Source organism: Pseudomonas sp. Sample_22 (assembly GCF_004307635.1).
Lineage (GTDB): Bacteria > Pseudomonadota > Gammaproteobacteria > Pseudomonadales > Pseudomonadaceae > Aquipseudomonas.
The window spans coordinates 143118-158605 of record NZ_RCNY01000085.1 but is presented as its reverse complement, the minus strand read 5'-3'; the positions used below and the strand labels follow the sequence as shown (position 1 = coordinate 158605).

Annotated in this window: 13 protein-coding genes; 4 read left to right on the top strand and 9 right to left on the bottom strand. The window is 59.3% G+C overall.

Going from position 1 to position 15488, the window contains the following annotated elements:
- Nucleotides 1-6 precede the first annotated feature (6 nt).
- From D8U73_RS23680 to D8U73_RS23650, 7 genes are all read right to left on the bottom strand, one after another.
- Nucleotides 7-1071, bottom strand: a complete 1065-nt coding sequence (locus tag D8U73_RS23680; RefSeq protein ID WP_130905934.1) for an imelysin family protein — start codon at nucleotides 1069-1071, stop codon at nucleotides 7-9.
- A 26-nt stretch (nucleotides 1072-1097) separates the two neighbouring features.
- A complete protein-coding gene (locus D8U73_RS23675; protein ID WP_130905933.1) occupies nucleotides 1098-2525 on the bottom strand; it encodes a di-heme oxidoredictase family protein in 1428 nt (475 codons plus the stop codon).
- A 278-nt stretch (nucleotides 2526-2803) separates the two neighbouring features.
- A complete protein-coding gene (locus D8U73_RS23670; RefSeq protein WP_130905932.1) occupies nucleotides 2804-4159 on the bottom strand; it encodes an imelysin family protein in 1356 nt (451 codons plus the stop codon).
- A 168-nt stretch (nucleotides 4160-4327) separates the two neighbouring features.
- A complete protein-coding gene (locus tag D8U73_RS23665; RefSeq protein WP_130905931.1) occupies nucleotides 4328-6379 on the bottom strand; it encodes a bifunctional diguanylate cyclase/phosphodiesterase in 2052 nt (683 codons plus the stop codon).
- A gap of 420 nt (nucleotides 6380-6799) precedes the next feature.
- Nucleotides 6800-7396, bottom strand: a complete 597-nt coding sequence (locus tag D8U73_RS23660; RefSeq protein WP_056852722.1) for a Fe-Mn family superoxide dismutase — start codon at nucleotides 7394-7396, stop codon at nucleotides 6800-6802.
- Between the two features lie 177 nt (nucleotides 7397-7573).
- On the bottom strand, nucleotides 7574-8176 hold the full coding sequence (locus D8U73_RS23655; protein ID WP_056852721.1) for a LysE/ArgO family amino acid transporter: 603 nt from the start codon (nucleotides 8174-8176) through the stop codon (nucleotides 7574-7576).
- Between the two features lie 6 nt (nucleotides 8177-8182).
- Nucleotides 8183-8584: an ACT domain-containing protein gene (locus D8U73_RS23650; protein ID WP_130905930.1), complete on the bottom strand. Its 402-nt coding sequence runs from the start codon at nucleotides 8582-8584 to the stop codon at nucleotides 8183-8185.
- A gap of 96 nt (nucleotides 8585-8680) precedes the next feature.
- On the opposite strand from D8U73_RS23650, the gene D8U73_RS23645 reads away from it, so the two are divergent.
- The 4 genes from D8U73_RS23645 (at nucleotide 8681) to D8U73_RS23630 (ending at nucleotide 12558) form a co-directional block, all read left to right on the top strand.
- Nucleotides 8681-9574 (top strand): LysR family transcriptional regulator ArgP, encoded by an 894-nt coding sequence (locus D8U73_RS23645; RefSeq protein WP_056852719.1) that lies wholly within the window; start codon nucleotides 8681-8683, stop codon nucleotides 9572-9574.
- A 54-nt stretch (nucleotides 9575-9628) separates the two neighbouring features.
- Nucleotides 9629-10627: an NAD(P)-dependent oxidoreductase gene (locus tag D8U73_RS23640; protein WP_130905929.1), complete on the top strand. Its 999-nt coding sequence runs from the start codon at nucleotides 9629-9631 to the stop codon at nucleotides 10625-10627.
- Nucleotides 10628-10716: 89 nt separating this feature from the next.
- Nucleotides 10717-11586 (top strand): ATPase, encoded by an 870-nt coding sequence (locus tag D8U73_RS23635; RefSeq protein WP_130905928.1) that lies wholly within the window; start codon nucleotides 10717-10719, stop codon nucleotides 11584-11586.
- A gap of 123 nt (nucleotides 11587-11709) precedes the next feature.
- The gene (locus D8U73_RS23630; protein ID WP_130905927.1) at nucleotides 11710-12558 is read left to right on the top strand and encodes a cache domain-containing protein; all 849 of its coding nucleotides are present in this window, start codon (nucleotides 11710-11712) and stop codon (nucleotides 12556-12558) included.
- Between the two features lie 112 nt (nucleotides 12559-12670).
- Here D8U73_RS23630 and D8U73_RS23625 read toward each other — a convergent pair whose 3' ends face one another.
- The gene (locus D8U73_RS23625) at nucleotides 12671-14188 is read right to left on the bottom strand and encodes an MDR family MFS transporter (protein ID WP_130905926.1); all 1518 of its coding nucleotides are present in this window, start codon (nucleotides 14186-14188) and stop codon (nucleotides 12671-12673) included.
- Between the two features lie 79 nt (nucleotides 14189-14267).
- Nucleotides 14268-15461 (bottom strand): 4-hydroxybenzoate 3-monooxygenase, encoded by a 1194-nt coding sequence (pobA, locus tag D8U73_RS23620; protein WP_130905925.1) that lies wholly within the window; start codon nucleotides 15459-15461, stop codon nucleotides 14268-14270.
- Nucleotides 15462-15488: the final 27 nt, after the last annotated feature.

Below are 15488 nucleotides of genomic sequence, written 5' to 3'. Positions count from 1 at the left end.
CCCTCATCAGTCACCGTCGTTGGCGTTGAAGCCCAGTTGGATGCCCAGCGCCTTGGCCAGTTCGCCTTCGTGCAGGCGATGGACGACGTTGAGGCTGTCGTAGATATCGTTGAGTTGCTGGCGACCGGCGTCGTCGTTGAGCATTTCGGTCAGCGAGCGCTGGTTGCTGGCGAACAGTTTCAACGAAGCGGCATAGGCGGCGTCGATCTTGTCGGCCAATGGCTTCTGATCGCTTGGCAACAGGCTGCGCAAGCCCTTGTTGTCGACGCCTTCCCAGACTGTTTTGGCAGCGGCCAGGCTTGCCTCAAGGCCGGCCAGGGAAGATTGGCTGCGCCATGCATCGGCCTGGAACGGTTGCGGGACCCCCTTGGTCTGGCGCCCCATTGGCGTGCCGAGTTTTTTCTTCAGGCTGTCGAGCGCAGTGACTTGCACGCGCAACAGATCGGCAATTGCTTCGTGCGAGTCAGCATAACGCTGGTTCGGGAACTTGCTCATTTGCGCGAGCATACCGTCCGTGTTGTTCCAGCTTTTCAGAATCTCTTCGGCCAATTGTTTCTGACGCTCGCCAATGGCGATCAACAGCGGGCAATACTTGGCTTTCTGCTCGGCGTTGGCCACATCTGGCTTGCTGTCGAACAGAATGTATTCGTAGGCCGACAGGCCTTGCACCACGACGCTGGACTTGGTCAGTGCCGCTGCATCGATTTGCGGCTGTGCCGTGATCAGTTGCTCGACTTGGCGGCCGACCAGGTTTTTCTTGTCCGGCCAGAACTGCACTTGCCATGCACGATTGCCTTCAGCCAGCGGCCCGATCAACAGCGGTTGCAGCTCGGCCCAGGCTTTTTGTGCGTGCAGGAAGTCGGCGCGGGCAGTTTCCAGTGTTTCCTTGCCTTCGCAGTAGGCCAGCGCGCTGACAGCCAGTTGGCGGTCGGCTTCTACCCAGCGGGTGTAGGTCGGCAGGATCACCGATTTGGCGATGGCTGCCGACGTGACCGCTTGCGGGTCCTGAGGCGAACAGGCGCCCAACGCTAGTGCGGCCAGGCTGGTGAACAACAATTTGGGACGAAACATGTCGGGCTCCCGCAGTCGAATGCGTATTAAAGTGAATTCAAAAACGCCAGCAACGCGGCGCGCTGCTCGGCATTGAAAGACAAAACCTGTTGCTGCGCCGCGGTTGCTTCGCCGCCATGCCAGAGCACGGCTTCGAGCAGATTGCGAGCGCGGCCGTCATGCAAATACTGGGTATGCCCGCTGACCGCTTGCGTCAATCCAATGCCCCACAACGGCGGCGTGCGCCAGTCGCGGCCACTGGCCTGGAATTCGCTGCGGTTGTCGGCCAGGCCGTCGCCCATGTCATGCAGCAGCAGATCGCTGTAAGGGCGAATCACTTGATTGGCCAGTTCAGGTTCGGCGGCGTTGGCGGCGGTGGTGTATTTCGGCGTATGGCAGGACTGGCATCCCGCCTGATAGAACAAATTCTTGCCGGCCAGCACTTCAGCAGCGTTGACATCACGGCGCGCCGGAACGGCGAGGTTGCGAGTGTAGAACAGCACCAAGCGCAGGATGTTGTCGCTGACTTCCGGCTCGCCATCTACGCCGTTGCCATTCGGCGCCTGTTTGCAGGCGGTTTGCCCGTCGGTGCAGTCATCAAAGGGTCTGAGGCTGGTCGTGAGACCCATGTCACCGGAAAACGCGTGAACATTCTGCTGATTGAGATTCGGTTGCCCGGCTTTCCAGCCAAATCGCCCGAGTACGGTTTTCTGTTGCGCGTCATCCCAGACCCGGTTCGGCCGTCCGGCGATACCGTCCCCGGCTTTGGCTTGAGCCTCGGCGTTGGCCAGGATTGCCTCCTCGGGGATTGCTTCAAGCAGGCCCAGGCCGATCATTGGCGGCGCGACCCGTGCCGAGAAACGTGTGTCGGGGTGCATTGGGCCGTAATTCAACTGGGTGATGTTGAGGCTCGGCTTGCGCAATTCGACTTCGGTGCCGTCTTTGAATTGCACCTTTACCGGTGTGTAGTCGACCCGCACCTTGCCCTCGGGGGCGACACCGGGCACGGCCATGTCCTGGAACTGCCCGCCGTAGACCGGCTCCGGCACGACACCCAGTTGCTCGATGACTTTGGCATAAGCCGGGGTGTCGGGAATCGACAGGCGCACCAGCATCGATACGGCATTCGAAGCGTCAGGTTCGGGCGGGTGACCGCGACCGTCCTTGATGTGGCAGCCCTGGCAGGCATTGGTGTTGAACAGAGGACCCAGACCATCACGGGCTGTCGTGGTCGACGGCGCAATCACCCAAGGGTTGCGGAAGAAGCTGTTGCCGACGCTGAAATCCACACGCCGTGAAGGTGGCAGGTTGGCCGAGGGCAGGGAAAATGCGTTTTGATCAGTCTTGCGTACGGTGGCACTACCGCCGGAGCGGGCTTCACCGGGTTCGGCCTCGGTAAACCGCGGGGCGTCATCGCAGGCACTCAGGCCCAGGGCCAGAAACAGTGCGGACAAGCGAAGAGGCAGCGAGGGCATAGACATCCTGCAAGACGAGCAAAACAAGGGCGCAAAGTCTAACAGGGGATAAGAGTTTGAATAAGAGGAATTATCGTTTGCTTTGATGCGGGGCAGGGTTTTGATCGTTCCCACGCTCTGCGTGGGAATGCCTCTACGGACGCTCCGCGTTCGGCTCTGGATGGGACGCGGAGCGTCCCGGGCTGCTTTCCCACGCAGAGCGTGGGAATGATCGGCACTCAAAAAACAGGTATGAAAAAGGCGACCCGAAGGTCGCCTTTTTATTCAGCCAGCGTTGATCAGAATTCGTGATCAGCGTTGTCCGGGTTCAGGTCGCTGATACCCAGCTTGCCAGCAGCCGCTTCGATCGAACCGGTCTGCTTGACCAGCGAAGCGATGGCGTCGCGAACGATCTGGTTGCCCGCGGCGTTGCCGGCAGCGATCAACTGGTCGTAGTGCTCACCCTTGTTGGCGTGGTCAACGATGACCTGCATCTTGGCTTCGGTAGCGGCCAGGTCGGCTTTCAACGCGGTGTCGGCAGCCGGGTCTGCCTTGGCCACCAGCGACGACAGGCTGGCGCCGGTCATTTTGGTGCCATCGACGCGGGTGTATTCGCCCAGGTACACGTTCCGAATGCCCTTGGCATCGTAGAACTGCGAATTGTGGGTGTTGTCGCTGAAGCAGTCGTGTTCGTCTTCCGGAGAGTTGGCTTCCAGGGACACCTTCATGCGCTCGCCCGCCAGTTCGCCGAGGGACAGGCTGCCCATGCCGAACAGCATTTTGCGCAGGCCGGTTTCAGCCGGTTCGGCTTCCAGGGTGGCGCGGTAGTTGTCGGCCACGTTCGGCTTCCAGTTGCCGACCATTTCTTGGAGGTCGCTGACCAGCAACTGGGTCACTGCCTTCAGGTACGCGCGGCGGCGCTCGTTGTGACCGCCGGTTGCGCCTTTGCCTTCCAGATAGTCGGAAGCCGGACGGTTGCCGGCACCAGGGCCGGTGCCGTTCAGATCCTGGCCCCAGAGCAGGAATTCGATGGCGTGGTAGCCGGTGGCGACGTTGGCCTCGGAACCGCCCAGCTCGTTCAGGCTGGCCAGTTTTTCCGGGGTGATGTCTTTGACGTCGATCTTGTCTTCGCCGACCTGAACCTGGGTGTTGGCGATGATGTTGGCAGTGGCGCCCGGGTTACCCAGGGCGTGCTCGTAGGATTTGTCGACGTAGTCGATCAGGCCTTCGTCCAGTGGCCAGGCATTCACCTGACCTTCCCAGTCGTCGATGATGGTGTTGCCGAAACGGAACACTTCGCTCTGCAGGTAAGGAACGCGAGCTGCGATCCAGGCGGCCTTGGCGGCTTTCAGGGTGTCGGCGTTCGGCTTGGCGAGGAACGCGTCGATGGCGGTTTGCAGGGTTTTCGCGGTGGATTCGGCATCGCTGTAAACGGCGAAAACGATGTCGGCGTAGTGCGCGACAACGGCTTTGGCGGCGGCTTCGTCGACTTTACCGGCAGCGGCAGGCGCAGCGGCTGGAGCAGCCGGGGTAGCAGCAGTGCTGGCTGCCGGCGCAGGTGCGACAGCTTTTTCTTTGTCCTTGCCTTCACCGCAACCGGCGAGGGAAATTGCGATGGCCAACAGACTGGCGGTAGCCAGAGGCATACGAATCATGGCGAACATCCTGCTTCGAGAGGGAGGTGATAAGGCGCTGTGAGAGCGCAAAACTGCGACATAATGCAAATCTTTCGCATTATGTGTAAAGGGTTGTGCTTGGAAATATTTCTTATTCACATGACTGAATGCCGGCCGCCAGCGAGAGCAAGCTCCCTCGCCACAGGTTCAGAGGATCGCGGCGTTACTGCGCTGGGCCTGCTTCAGGTACGCACCCAATTCCCGTGCCGGCAGGGGTTTGCTGTAGTGATAGCCCTGACCTTCGTGACAACCTTCGGAAATGATGTAGGCCTCCTGCTCGGCCGTTTCCACGCCCTCGGCGATGACTTGCATGCCCAGGCTCTTGCCCAGCTGGATGATCGCGCGAACGATCGTCGCGTCATCGTCGTCATCGAGCAGGTCCTGGACGAAACTCTTGTCGATCTTGATCTTGTCCAACGGCAGGCTTTTCAGATAGCTCAGTGACGAGTAGCCCGTACCGAAGTCGTCAATCGCAATCAGTGCCCCGGAGCGCCGCAGGCTTAGCAAATGCTGGGCGGCGGTGCTGATGTCCTCCATCAGGCCGGTTTCGGTGACTTCCAGTTCCAAGCTGCGCGGCGGCAGGCGATACATCTGCAGCAAATTGTTCACCACCCTTGGCAACTCAGCGTGGTGCAATTGCACGGTGGACAGGTTCACGGCCATGCGCAGGTCGCTGAAACCCTGATCGTGCCAGTCGCGCAGCTGCTTGCACGCCTGGTCGAGAACCCATTCGCCGATGGCGATGATGGTGCCGTTCTGCTCGGCCAGCGGGATGAACAGGTCCGGCGGCACCAGCCCGTGTTCCGGGTGCTGCCAGCGAATCAGTGCTTCGACGCCAACCACGCGATGATCCCGATAGCTGATTTGCGGCTGATAGACCAGGTAGAACTGTTCGCGGGCCAAAGCATCGCGCAGGTCTTTTTCCAACTCGCGACGGCGGCGCATCTCGGTGTCAACGCTGGCGATATAAAACTGGTAACGATTGCGCGAGCGGGTCTTGGCCAGGGTCATGGTCTGCTCGGCTTTTTGCAGCAGCTTCTCGGTGCTGTCGCCGTCTTCGGGGAATAGCGTGATGCCGATGGTGGCGCGCAGGCGAATTTCCTGATGATCGAGGGCAAACGCCGCTTCCAGGTCATCGAGAATGCTCTGGGCCAGCTCGGCGGCTTCGTAGGGTTGTTCGATATCGGCCTGCACCAGGGCGAACTGGTCGCCCCCGAGACGGGCGAGGGCGCCGAGGCGTCCACTGTGTGCGCGCAGGCGATCGGCCAGGGCCAGCAGTAACTGGTCGCCGGTCTGGTAGCTGAACTGTTCGTTGATACCCTTGAAGTCATCCAGCCCGACACACAGCACCGCGACCCGGCGTTGAAGCTTGCCAGCGTCGACGAGGATCTTGTCCAGTTGCGTTTGCAGCTGCTGACGGTTCGGCAGGCCGGTGAGGAAGTCATACTGGGCCATGCGCAGCAGGCTGTTTTCCGCTTCGTGGCGCAGATGGGTGTTGCGCTCGATGGACTCCAGCAACTGGTTGGCGGTGTTGATCCAGATGCCTAGCTCGTTTTTTTCATGGCCCTTGAGCTGCGGAATCTTGTGTTCGCTGGGGCGATCGGGATTGATTTCGGTCAAATGCTCGATGATCCGCGACAAAGGCTTGGTCAGCAGCCAGTGATAAACCAGGTACAGCACCAGCCCCATCGCCAGGGCACGCAGTACACCGGAAATGAAGATGATCACCGAACTGACGATAAAACCCTGGCCATAGGTGGCCGTGTCGAGGGTGATGCTCAGGTCGCCGTAATACTCACTGTAAGGACCACGACCGACCAATTGAGTGGTGAAGGTGCGTTCCTTGCCGAGGATCAGATCGGTCAGCCAGCGGCTGTTGGAATGCTGCAATTCGCGTGATTTTTGCGCGAGCATGGCTTCGTTGGGATGACCGATGGAAGCCTGGCGAACGGCATCGTCCTGAAACAGGCCTTCGATCACCTGCATGCCCATTTCCCGGTCCAGGCTATAGACGGCCTGGGTCGAAGGGTCGCGGAACATGTCGAGAATGCGTTGGGCATCCCCGGCAACGGCCTGGCGGGTCTTATAAGCATCGAAAACAATCTGCGCGCAGCTCAAGACCACACCGACGATCAATGCCGACAGGAGCACGACCCGGAGCAACTTCACCGACAAGCTGTTCTTGAGTTCCAGCTTCAAAGGGTTATTCCTTGTTCCGTGCGGGTAGCATCAAGTTGCCATGAGTATTGGCAATCTCGTGATGGCAGTCAAAGGGACAATCATCCGTGAGGGATTTTGCCTGCAGCTTGGCCGATTTGCTGTGCCTGGATTATTGATCCGATGGGTACTGTGTCGGTAGTTGGGTCCTTCAACTTGAGGGAAAGTGGGGATTTTTTCCTTTCATTGATGTTAGACCGGTGTGGCTTTGGGGCAAGGGGGTGATAGCGGGTTTCTTCGTGGGAAAACTCCGATACCTGTAGGAGCGAGCCTGCATACGCCACGCAACCTGTGGGAGCTGGCTTGCCAGTGATGGCGCCCTGCCAGCCAACCAATCTCCAGCAGATGTACCCCATAAAAAAACCCGGCTAAAAAGCCGGGTTCTTTTGTCTGGCATCGAGCTTAAGCGGTGAAGGTTTTGCCTTCGAACTGCTCAGCCACGAATTTCCAGTTGACCAGGTTCCAGAACGCTTCAACGTACTTCGGACGCAGGTTGCGGTAGTCGATGTAGTAAGCGTGTTCCCAGACGTCGCAGGTCAGCAGCGGTGTGTCGCCGCTGGTCAGCGGGTTGCCGGCGCCGATGGTGCTGGCCAGGGCCAGGGAACCGTCAGCCTTTTTCACCAGCCAGCCCCAGCCGGAACCGAAGGTGCCGATGGACGTCTTGCTGAACTCTTCCTTGAACTTGTCGAACGAACCGAAAGCCGCGTTGATTGCGTCAGCCAGTGCGCCGGTTGGTTGACCGCCAGCGTTTGGCGCCAGGCAGTTCCAGTAGAAAGTGTGGTTCCAGACCTGAGCGGCGTTGTTGAAGATGCCGCCCGAAGAAGTCTTGACGATTTCTTCCAGGGTCTTGCCTTCGAACTCGGTGCCTGGCACCAGGTTGTTCAGGTTCACGACGTAGGTGTTGTGGTGCTTGTCGTGGTGATATTCCAGAGTTTCCTTGGAAATGTGCGGCTGCAGAGCATCATGTGCGTAAGGCAGTGGCGGCAATTCGAAAGCCATGGTGGATCTCCTAATCAGGTCAGGTGCGGTGAGCGCAAGGCCGATCACGGGCGGCCAGACAAGCGCCGGGGAGTTTTACACTCTTTGCGGCGCAGGGTCGGGATCATAGCACCGGGGGGGCGGCATAACCACGCAACAACTGTGTGGAATAGAGGTTCCAGAGCCGTTTGGAATAAATCAGCCGGCCATGATCAATTGCAGCGCTACTGCAAACATCATCACGGCCACCAACAGATCGAGGATTCGCCAGGTGCTCGGTCTGGCCAGCCATGGAGCGAGCCAGGCGGCGCCTAGTGCCAGGGTGAAAAACCACAGCAGCGACGCACTCGCGGCCCCCACCACATAAGCACCAGGCTCGGTTTGTTGTGCACCGAGGGAGCCGATCAGTAAAACGGTGTCCAGATACACATGCGGGTTGAGCAACGTCACCGCCAGAGCGCTGAGCATCACCGCGCGCAGTGAGCGCACAGTCTGGTTTTCACCCTGTTGCAGGCTCTGCTTCGAAAAGGCACGGCGCAGTGCCTGACTGCCATACCACAGCAAAAACACCGCGCCGCCCCAACGGGCAATCGCCAGCAATGTCGGATTTTGTGCCAGGACTGTCGCCAGTCCGAACACCCCGGCCGCCACCAGTAGCGCGTCGCAGGCCACGCACAGGGCCGCGACCGGAAGGTGATGTTCCCTGCGCAAACTTTGCGCCAGCACAAACGCATTCTGCGTGCCGATCGCCATGATCAGGCCGAACGCTACCAACAGACCGTTCATATAGCTTTGCCACATGATTGCTTACTCCCCGTTGGCAGCCAGATTGCGCAGCACTTCCAACGCGCGTTCAGCGTCGGCCTGGCCGACGAACAAGTGGTCGTGGTAGTAACCGGCGATTACGTTGCAGCTGATCCCGGCCTTGCCCAACGCTGTGGCGAATGCGGCTGTCAGGCCGACGGCTTCCAGGGCCGAGTGCACGTTCAGGGTGATCCAGGCCGCGACGTAGTCGAAGCTCAAACCGGTCTGCTCGGCGTGGCTACGTTCGACAATGACTGTCAGGCCTTCCTGTTCACGGAAGCTGCCAATGATGTCCAACCCCGTCGGCAATTGCCCGTCGGGCAGGGTGCAGAACACGTATTCGCCGGCGTTTAATTGCGGACTCATGCTGCGCAGTAACGTTGCCAATGAAGTTTCGCCAGCCATGTCGGTATTTCCTGTTCATCAGTTCTTGCTGGTCATTCTCGGGCACGACGCTGTATAAGAAAAACCAATATTGCTGATCGCTCATTAGGAGAACTGATGTTCGACTACAAATTGCTGTCCGCTTTGGCGGCGGTGGTCGAGCAGGCCGGTTTTGAACGGGCTGCGCAAGTGTTGGGGTTGTCGCAATCGGCCATTTCCCAGCGCATCAAATTGCTCGAAGCACGAGTAGGTCAACCGGTACTGGTTCGGGCTACGCCGCCATCCCCGACCGAGATCGGGCGGCGCTTGCTCAACCATGTGCAGCAGGTACGTCTGCTTGAACGGGATCTGCAAAGCCTGGTACCGGCATTGGATGAAGAAGGTTTGCCGGAGCGTTTGCGCATTGCCTTGAATGCCGACAGTCTGGCCACCTGGTGGGCGCAGGCGGTAGGGGATTTCTGCGCGCAACAACATGTGTTGCTGGACCTGATCGTTGAAGACCAGACCGTCGGCCTCAAACGGATGCGTGCCGGCGAAGTGGCGGGGTGTCTGTGTGCCAGTGAGCGACCGGTGGCCGGTGCGCGCAGTGTTTTGCTCGGGGCGATGCGTTATCGCGCCCTGGCCAGCCCGGCGTTCATTGCCCGACATTTCCCGCAAGGTGTACGCGCCGACCAGTTGGCGCGAACCCCGGCCCTGGTTTTCGGCCCTGACGACTTTCTGCAGCATCGATATCTGGCATCCCTCGGCGTCGATGGCGGCTTCGAACACCATTTGTGCCCGTCATCTGAAGGCTTTATCCGTCTGACCGAAGCCGGACTCGGCTGGGGGCTGGTGCCGGAACTGCAGGTCCGCGAACAACTGGAGCGCGGTGTTTTACGGGAGCTTTTGCCAGATAAGCCGATCGATGTGCCGCTGTACTGGCATCATTGGCGTAATGGTGGTCAGTTGCTGGGATTGCTGACCGATCAGTTGGTGCTGGCATCCAGGCAATGGTTGGTGCCGTTGGACTGACGTTCAACGTCAAGACTTCACGCAATACGCAAAACGAAATATTCGGAGCAATACATGAAGATTCTGGTCACCGGCGCAAGCGGCTTCATTGGCGGGCGCTTTGCGCGTTTCGCCCTGGAGCAGGGCCTGGACGTGCGGGTCAACGGTCGCCGGGCCGAGGGTGTGGAGCATCTGCTGCGCCGTGGCGCCGAGTTCATCCAGGGTGATCTCGGCGATCCGCAATTGACCCGGGAGCTGTGCGCCGACGTTGAAGCCGTGGTGCATTGCGCCGGCGCCGTCGGTGTGTGGGGACGTTATCAGGACTTTCACCAAGGCAATGTCCAGGTTACCGAAAATGTGGTCGAGGCCTGCCTTAAACAACGGGTAAAACGCCTGGTGCACTTGTCGTCGCCATCGATCTACTTCGATGGTCGCGATCATTTGGGTTTGACCGAAGAACAAGTGCCCAAACGCTTCAAACATCCGTATGCCGCCACCAAATACCTGGCTGAGCAAAAGGTGTTCGGCGCCCAGGAATTCGGCCTCGAAACCGTGGCGCTGCGCCCGCGTTTCGTCACCGGTGCCGGTGACATGAGCATCTTTCCGCGCCTGTTGAAAATGCAGCGCAAGGGACGTCTGGCGATTATTGGCAACGGTCTGAACGTGGCTGACTTCACCAGTGTGCAAAACCTCAACGAAGCGTTGCTCAGCAGTTTGCTGGCCGGGGGCTCGGCCCTGGGCAAGGTCTACAACATCAGCAACGGCGCGCCGGTGCCCCTGTGGGATGTGGTCAATTACGTCATGCGCAAAATGGAAGTCCCACAGGTTACGCGCTACCGTTCCTACGGTTTGGCCTACAGCGTTGCGGCGCTGAACGAAGGCGTATGCAAGTTATGGCCAGGCCGCCCCGAGCCGACCTTGTCGCGGCTGGGCATGCAAGTGATGAAGAAAAATTTCACCCTGGACATCAGTCGCGCCCGGCATTATCTGGATTACGACCCGAAGGTCAGCCTGTGGACTGCCCTTGATGAATTCTGCGGCTGGTGGAAAGCCCAGGACATCCGCACACACTGAACCGGCTACGGTGTTGAGGGTCAATCGGTGCGGCAGTGGGGGTTATACTCGCCGCATCCACGCCATTGCGTTTCACAAAGGTTGACTCAATGTCCATGCGTAACGATGCCAACGACGACTTCGATGATGTACCGAGCCTGCGTGCAGGCGTCCTCGATGACGATGATTTTCCAGCCACCACCCGCACCTCGGTACATTCGCGCACACCGCCCGTGGTCAAGGTCAAGGCAGCAAGTACCGGCCCGTTGTGGGCACTGGTGGGCGCTTTGTTCTTTGCCTTCGCGGGCCTGGCCTGGTGGAGCTTCCAGCAGATTTCGCTGATGGAGCAGCAACTGGTGGCCACCCAGGAAAGTTTCGCGCGCATCAGTGAGGAAGCGGCAGGGCGCCTGCAGGACATTTCCGGCAAAGTGGTCGCCAGTCAGACCAACGTCACCTCCGACAGCGAAGCCTTGAAGCTGCAAATCAAGCAGCTGGAGAGCAAGTTGCAGGATCAGAGCAAGCAGCAACAAGGCGTGGTCGGTCAAACCTCGGACCTGGACAAGCGTCTGGCGCAGATGACCGCGCAAACCAGCGATCTGGACAAGCGTCTGGCGCAGATCACCACCCAGAGCGCTGAGCACCAGACCGTCAATACGCAATTGCAAGCCCAGGTCAAAGTCTTGATCGGCGATGTGGCCGCGCTGAAGAGCGCCACGGCTGACACGGGGCAATTCGAAGCCCAGCTGAAAAGTATCGGCGCCGATATCACTGCATTGAAAAAGCAAGGCAACCCGAACGCCGCCATCGACAGCCTGGAACAGGACATCATCGTGCTCAAGAGTCAGCAGGACAACCGTCCGGCGCAAGGCTCGACCAACACAGCGGAATTCGATGCTTTCCGCACCCAGGTCACCCGCAACATCAACACACTGCAAGCGCAGATCCAGAACCTGCAACAGCAATTGCGCGCCCGACAGTAAGCCTTGAATCATTCCCGGGCGGACCGGGAATGATTTCCTTACACACTGCGATCCGCTGAATATCCATACATGCCCGATTGCCGTCTACGCTCTTGAAACATCAACAGGAACGAGGGATGCGCAATGGGGTTTGTGCAAAGGTTCGCCGTGCTGTGCTTCATGCTTGTGCTGGGCTTGGCTCAGGCGCAAGCGGCCGGAACAGAAAAGGACGACAGCAAGGCCGCCATCGCCTTGCTGGAAAAAGCCTTGGCCTATTACCACGAGAACGGTGACAAGGCCTTTGCGGCGTTCAGCCGTCAAGGTGAGTTCGTCGATAAAGACCGTTATGTGTTCGTCCTGGACACCAAAGGCGTGATGCTCGCCAGCGGCGGTCCGTCTTCGGCCCTGATTGGCCGGGACGTCTCGGAAACGCTCGGGCCGGAGTTGCAGACAGCCTTCAAGGAAGCCCTCAAGGTGCCGGAAGGCAACGGTATTCAACAGGCGGAATATCGTTGGCAGAACTGGGCCGACGGCAAGGTCGAGCGCAAACATGTGTATTACCAGCGAGTCGGCCAGCGGATTCTCGCGGTGGGTTACTACCTGCCACGGGCGTCAGCGGAACAGGCCATGGCCTTGCTGAACAAAGCGGCAACCGACCTGGCCAAGGACGAGAAGGGCACACTGACGGCGATCAATTCCCTCAAGGGCGGATACCTGCAGGATGACCTGTATGTGTTCGTCGTCGATCTGGACACTCAGCGATATGTCGCCCACGGCACTAACCTGCGCTTGATCAACACCGATTTCAGCAAAATCAAGGACCCTGAAGGCAAACCCGTGGGAGAACCGATCCTGGCGCTCATGGCCAAGCAGGATTATGGCGAATACGAATATCGCTGGAAAAACCCGGTGACTGGCAAGATCGAGGACAAGCACGCCTACCTGAAGAAGGTCGGACATTTTCTGGTGGCTGTCGGGTATTACAGCCCATGATGTGTATGTAGGAGCGAGCTTGCTCGTGAAGGTGGTGAACGATATCGCGCGAACCCGGATGCCCTGCGGCGTTCTCGGCTTTTTTCGCGAGCAGGCTCGCTCCTACAGGCATTTAACGAACCTTGTCTTCCCTGCCCCGCAACAACTTGTTCGGCATGGCGATTGCCGCTGCCAACCCCAGCAGCGACACGGCAGCGCTGACCATCAGCAAGTGGCGAAAGGTCAACAGCAGTTCGGCACGCAATGCGTCCTGCGCATCCCCCGGCGCCGCGTTCAGACCGTCCAGCAGTACGTTGCCGGAATGCCCTTCGGCAATCAGCGCCGACCCGGCCAGGTGCGCGAAGCTTGAATCCTGCAGCAGCGCCAGCAGCAGTGCCGACATCATGGCCACGCCCACCGCGCCCCCAAGCGAGCGAAACAGGTTGGTGGTGCTGGTCGCTACGCCGATGTCCCGTTGTTCCACCGAGTTTTGGGTGCCCACCAGCGAAGTCGGAAACTGCATGCCCGAGGCGATCCCGCTGAACAGCATGCACAGGCTGCTCAGCACGAACGCTTGAGGCGGACTGAAGGCCATGCCCAGAATCGAAATCGGCATCAGCACGGCGCCAGCGAGGATCATGGGTTTATAGCGGCCCGTGATTGAGGTCCTGCGACCGGCGAAATAGGCACCAATCGGCAAGCCCATCGCCAGCGGCAGCAGGTGCAGCGCGGCGCTGTCTGCGCCGGCACCGGTGACGCTCTGGAAACGCAGCGGCATCAGCACGATCAACGAGATCGCCTGGAAACTGGTGAAGAAAATCGTGCACCAACACAGAACCGCATTGCGGTTGGCGAACAAATGCATGGGCAATAGCGGCTCCCGTGCCCGTCGTTCATGCATCACAAACAACCCCAGCACCAGCACTGAGCAAGCCAGTAACCCCAACACCTCGGCGCTACGCCATGAATGGCCCTGGCCGACCTGGGTGATGCCCAGTAATAACGCCGTCAGGCCAATGATCATCAGCACAGTGCCGAGGTAATCAATGATGGGTTTGCGTTGCGGAATCGGCAGGCCGACCAGTGTGCGATTGGCCACCAGCCACGCACCGAGGCCCAATGGCAGGTTGATCAGGAACACCCAGCGCCAGGACAAATACTCCGTCATGTAGCCGCCGAGCACGGGGCCGGCGACGCTGGCCACCGCATACATGCTGCTGAAGTAACCCTGATAGCGACCGCGTTCGCGCGGTGGCACGATGTCGCCGATGATTGCCTGGCTCACCGAGATCATTCCGCCGGCGCCGATGCCCTGGAAAATCCGCGCCAACACCAGTTGCTCCATGCTCTGGGCCATGCCGCAAAACAATGATGCCAGGGTGAACAGGCCCATGCCGAACAGCATCAACTTGCGCCGCCCGTACAGATCCCCGAGTTTGCCGTAGATCGGCACCGCCACGGTCATCGCCACCATATAGCCGGAAATCACCCACGCCAGCAGGCTGACATCCTTGAATTGCGCGGAAATGGCCGGCATCGATACCGCGACGATGGTCTGGTCCAGCGCCCCCAGAAAAATTGCCAGCATCAGGGCGATCAGCACACTGCGGATCGCCGGTTTGGGCATTTCAGGCTGGTTGAGATGGGTCACGGGAAAACCTGCGGGCAGTGATTGACCCGCAGAGGCATGGCGAGCGGGTGAGTGCTCGCCAGTTTAAATCGATAGCAGCCTATTCGATAGCCTCGTAGGGAAGCCCGACATAGTTTTCTGCAATGGTTTTTCGCCCGGCCTCGGAATCGACGAAGTAATCCAGCTCCGACTCGGCGATGCGCTGGCTGAATGCATCGTGATCGTCGAAACGGTGCAGCATCGAGGTCATCCACCAGGAAAATCGTTCGGCTTTCCACACCCGACGCAGGCAGATTTGCGAGTATTTCTCGAGCAAGTCGAGGCGATCTTCGCGATAAACCTTGAGCAGGATATTGAACAACGTACTGACGTCACTGGCCGCCAGATTCAAACCTTTGGCACCGGTGGGGGGGACGATGTGCGCGGCATCGCCGACCAAAAACATCCGGCCGTACTGCATGGGTTCGACCACGAAGCTGCGCAGCGGCGCGATGCTTTTTTCGATGGACGGACCGGTCACCAGCTTCTGCGCCAAGGTCTGCGGCAGGCGGGTTTTGAGTTCGTCCCAGAAGCGTTGATCGGACCAGTTCTCGACCTGTTCATTGGCCGGGACTTGCAGGTAATAACGTGTGCGCGTGGCCGAACGCATGCTGCACAGGGCAAAACCACGTTCGTGGCGGGCGTAGACCAGTTCTTCGTGTACTGGCGGGGTGTCGGCCAGTATTCCCAGCCAACCGAACGGATAGACCCGCTCGAAGACTTTCAGGCTATCGCTGGGAATCGATTGACGGGCGACACCATGGAAGCCATCGCAGCCGGCGATATACGCGCAATCGAGGCGATAGGTTTCGCCATTCTTTTCAAAAGTGATGAAGGGCTCATCGGTTTTCATGCCGTGGGGAACGACATTGCTCGCTTCATAAATTGTCTGCGCCCCCGCGACCTGACGAGCGGCCATCAGGTCACGTGTAACCTCGGTCTGGCCGTAGATCATTACGGTTTTACCACCGGTGAGGGCCTGCAGGTCAATGTGCACCTGACGCCCATCGAGGGCCAGTTCGAAGCCGCCATGGACCAATCCCTCGGCGTCCATGCGCTTGCTCACACCGGCCTGGCGCAACAGCTCTACCATGCCTTGTTCGAGGACTCCGGCACGGATGCGACCGAGGACATAGTCCGGGGTCTGACGTTCGAGGATAAGGGTGTCGATTCCGGCGTTGTGCAGCAACTGGCCGAGTAGCAGACCGGAAGGGCCAGCACCAATAATGGCAACTTGAGTTTTCAGCGTTTTCATTGTTTTTATGACTCGCAAGCTTCACGC

Bases quoted from the DNA above. Each gene is read 5' to 3' on its own strand.
- D8U73_RS23645 (WP_056852719.1), top strand. From the start codon at position 8,681: ATGTTCGACTACAAATTGCTGTCCGCTTTGGCGGCGGTGGTCGAGCAG.
- pobA (WP_130905925.1), bottom strand. From the start codon at position 15,461: ATGAAAACGCTGAAAACTCAAGTTGCCATTATTGGTGCTGGCCCTTCC.
- D8U73_RS23630 (WP_130905927.1), top strand. From the start codon at position 11,710: ATGGGGTTTGTGCAAAGGTTCGCCGTGCTGTGCTTCATGCTTGTGCTG.
- D8U73_RS23640 (WP_130905929.1), top strand. From the start codon at position 9,629: ATGAAGATTCTGGTCACCGGCGCAAGCGGCTTCATTGGCGGGCGCTTT.
- D8U73_RS23670 (WP_130905932.1), bottom strand. From the start codon at position 4,159: ATGATTCGTATGCCTCTGGCTACCGCCAGTCTGTTGGCCATCGCAATT.
- D8U73_RS23675 (WP_130905933.1), bottom strand. From the start codon at position 2,525: ATGCCCTCGCTGCCTCTTCGCTTGTCCGCACTGTTTCTGGCCCTGGGC.
- D8U73_RS23655 (WP_056852721.1), bottom strand. From the start codon at position 8,176: ATGTGGCAAAGCTATATGAACGGTCTGTTGGTAGCGTTCGGCCTGATC.
- D8U73_RS23680 (WP_130905934.1), bottom strand. From the start codon at position 1,071: ATGTTTCGTCCCAAATTGTTGTTCACCAGCCTGGCCGCACTAGCGTTG.
- D8U73_RS23635 (WP_130905928.1), top strand. From the start codon at position 10,717: ATGTCCATGCGTAACGATGCCAACGACGACTTCGATGATGTACCGAGC.
- D8U73_RS23650 (WP_130905930.1), bottom strand. From the start codon at position 8,584: ATGGCTGGCGAAACTTCATTGGCAACGTTACTGCGCAGCATGAGTCCG.
- D8U73_RS23660 (WP_056852722.1), bottom strand. From the start codon at position 7,396: ATGGCTTTCGAATTGCCGCCACTGCCTTACGCACATGATGCTCTGCAG.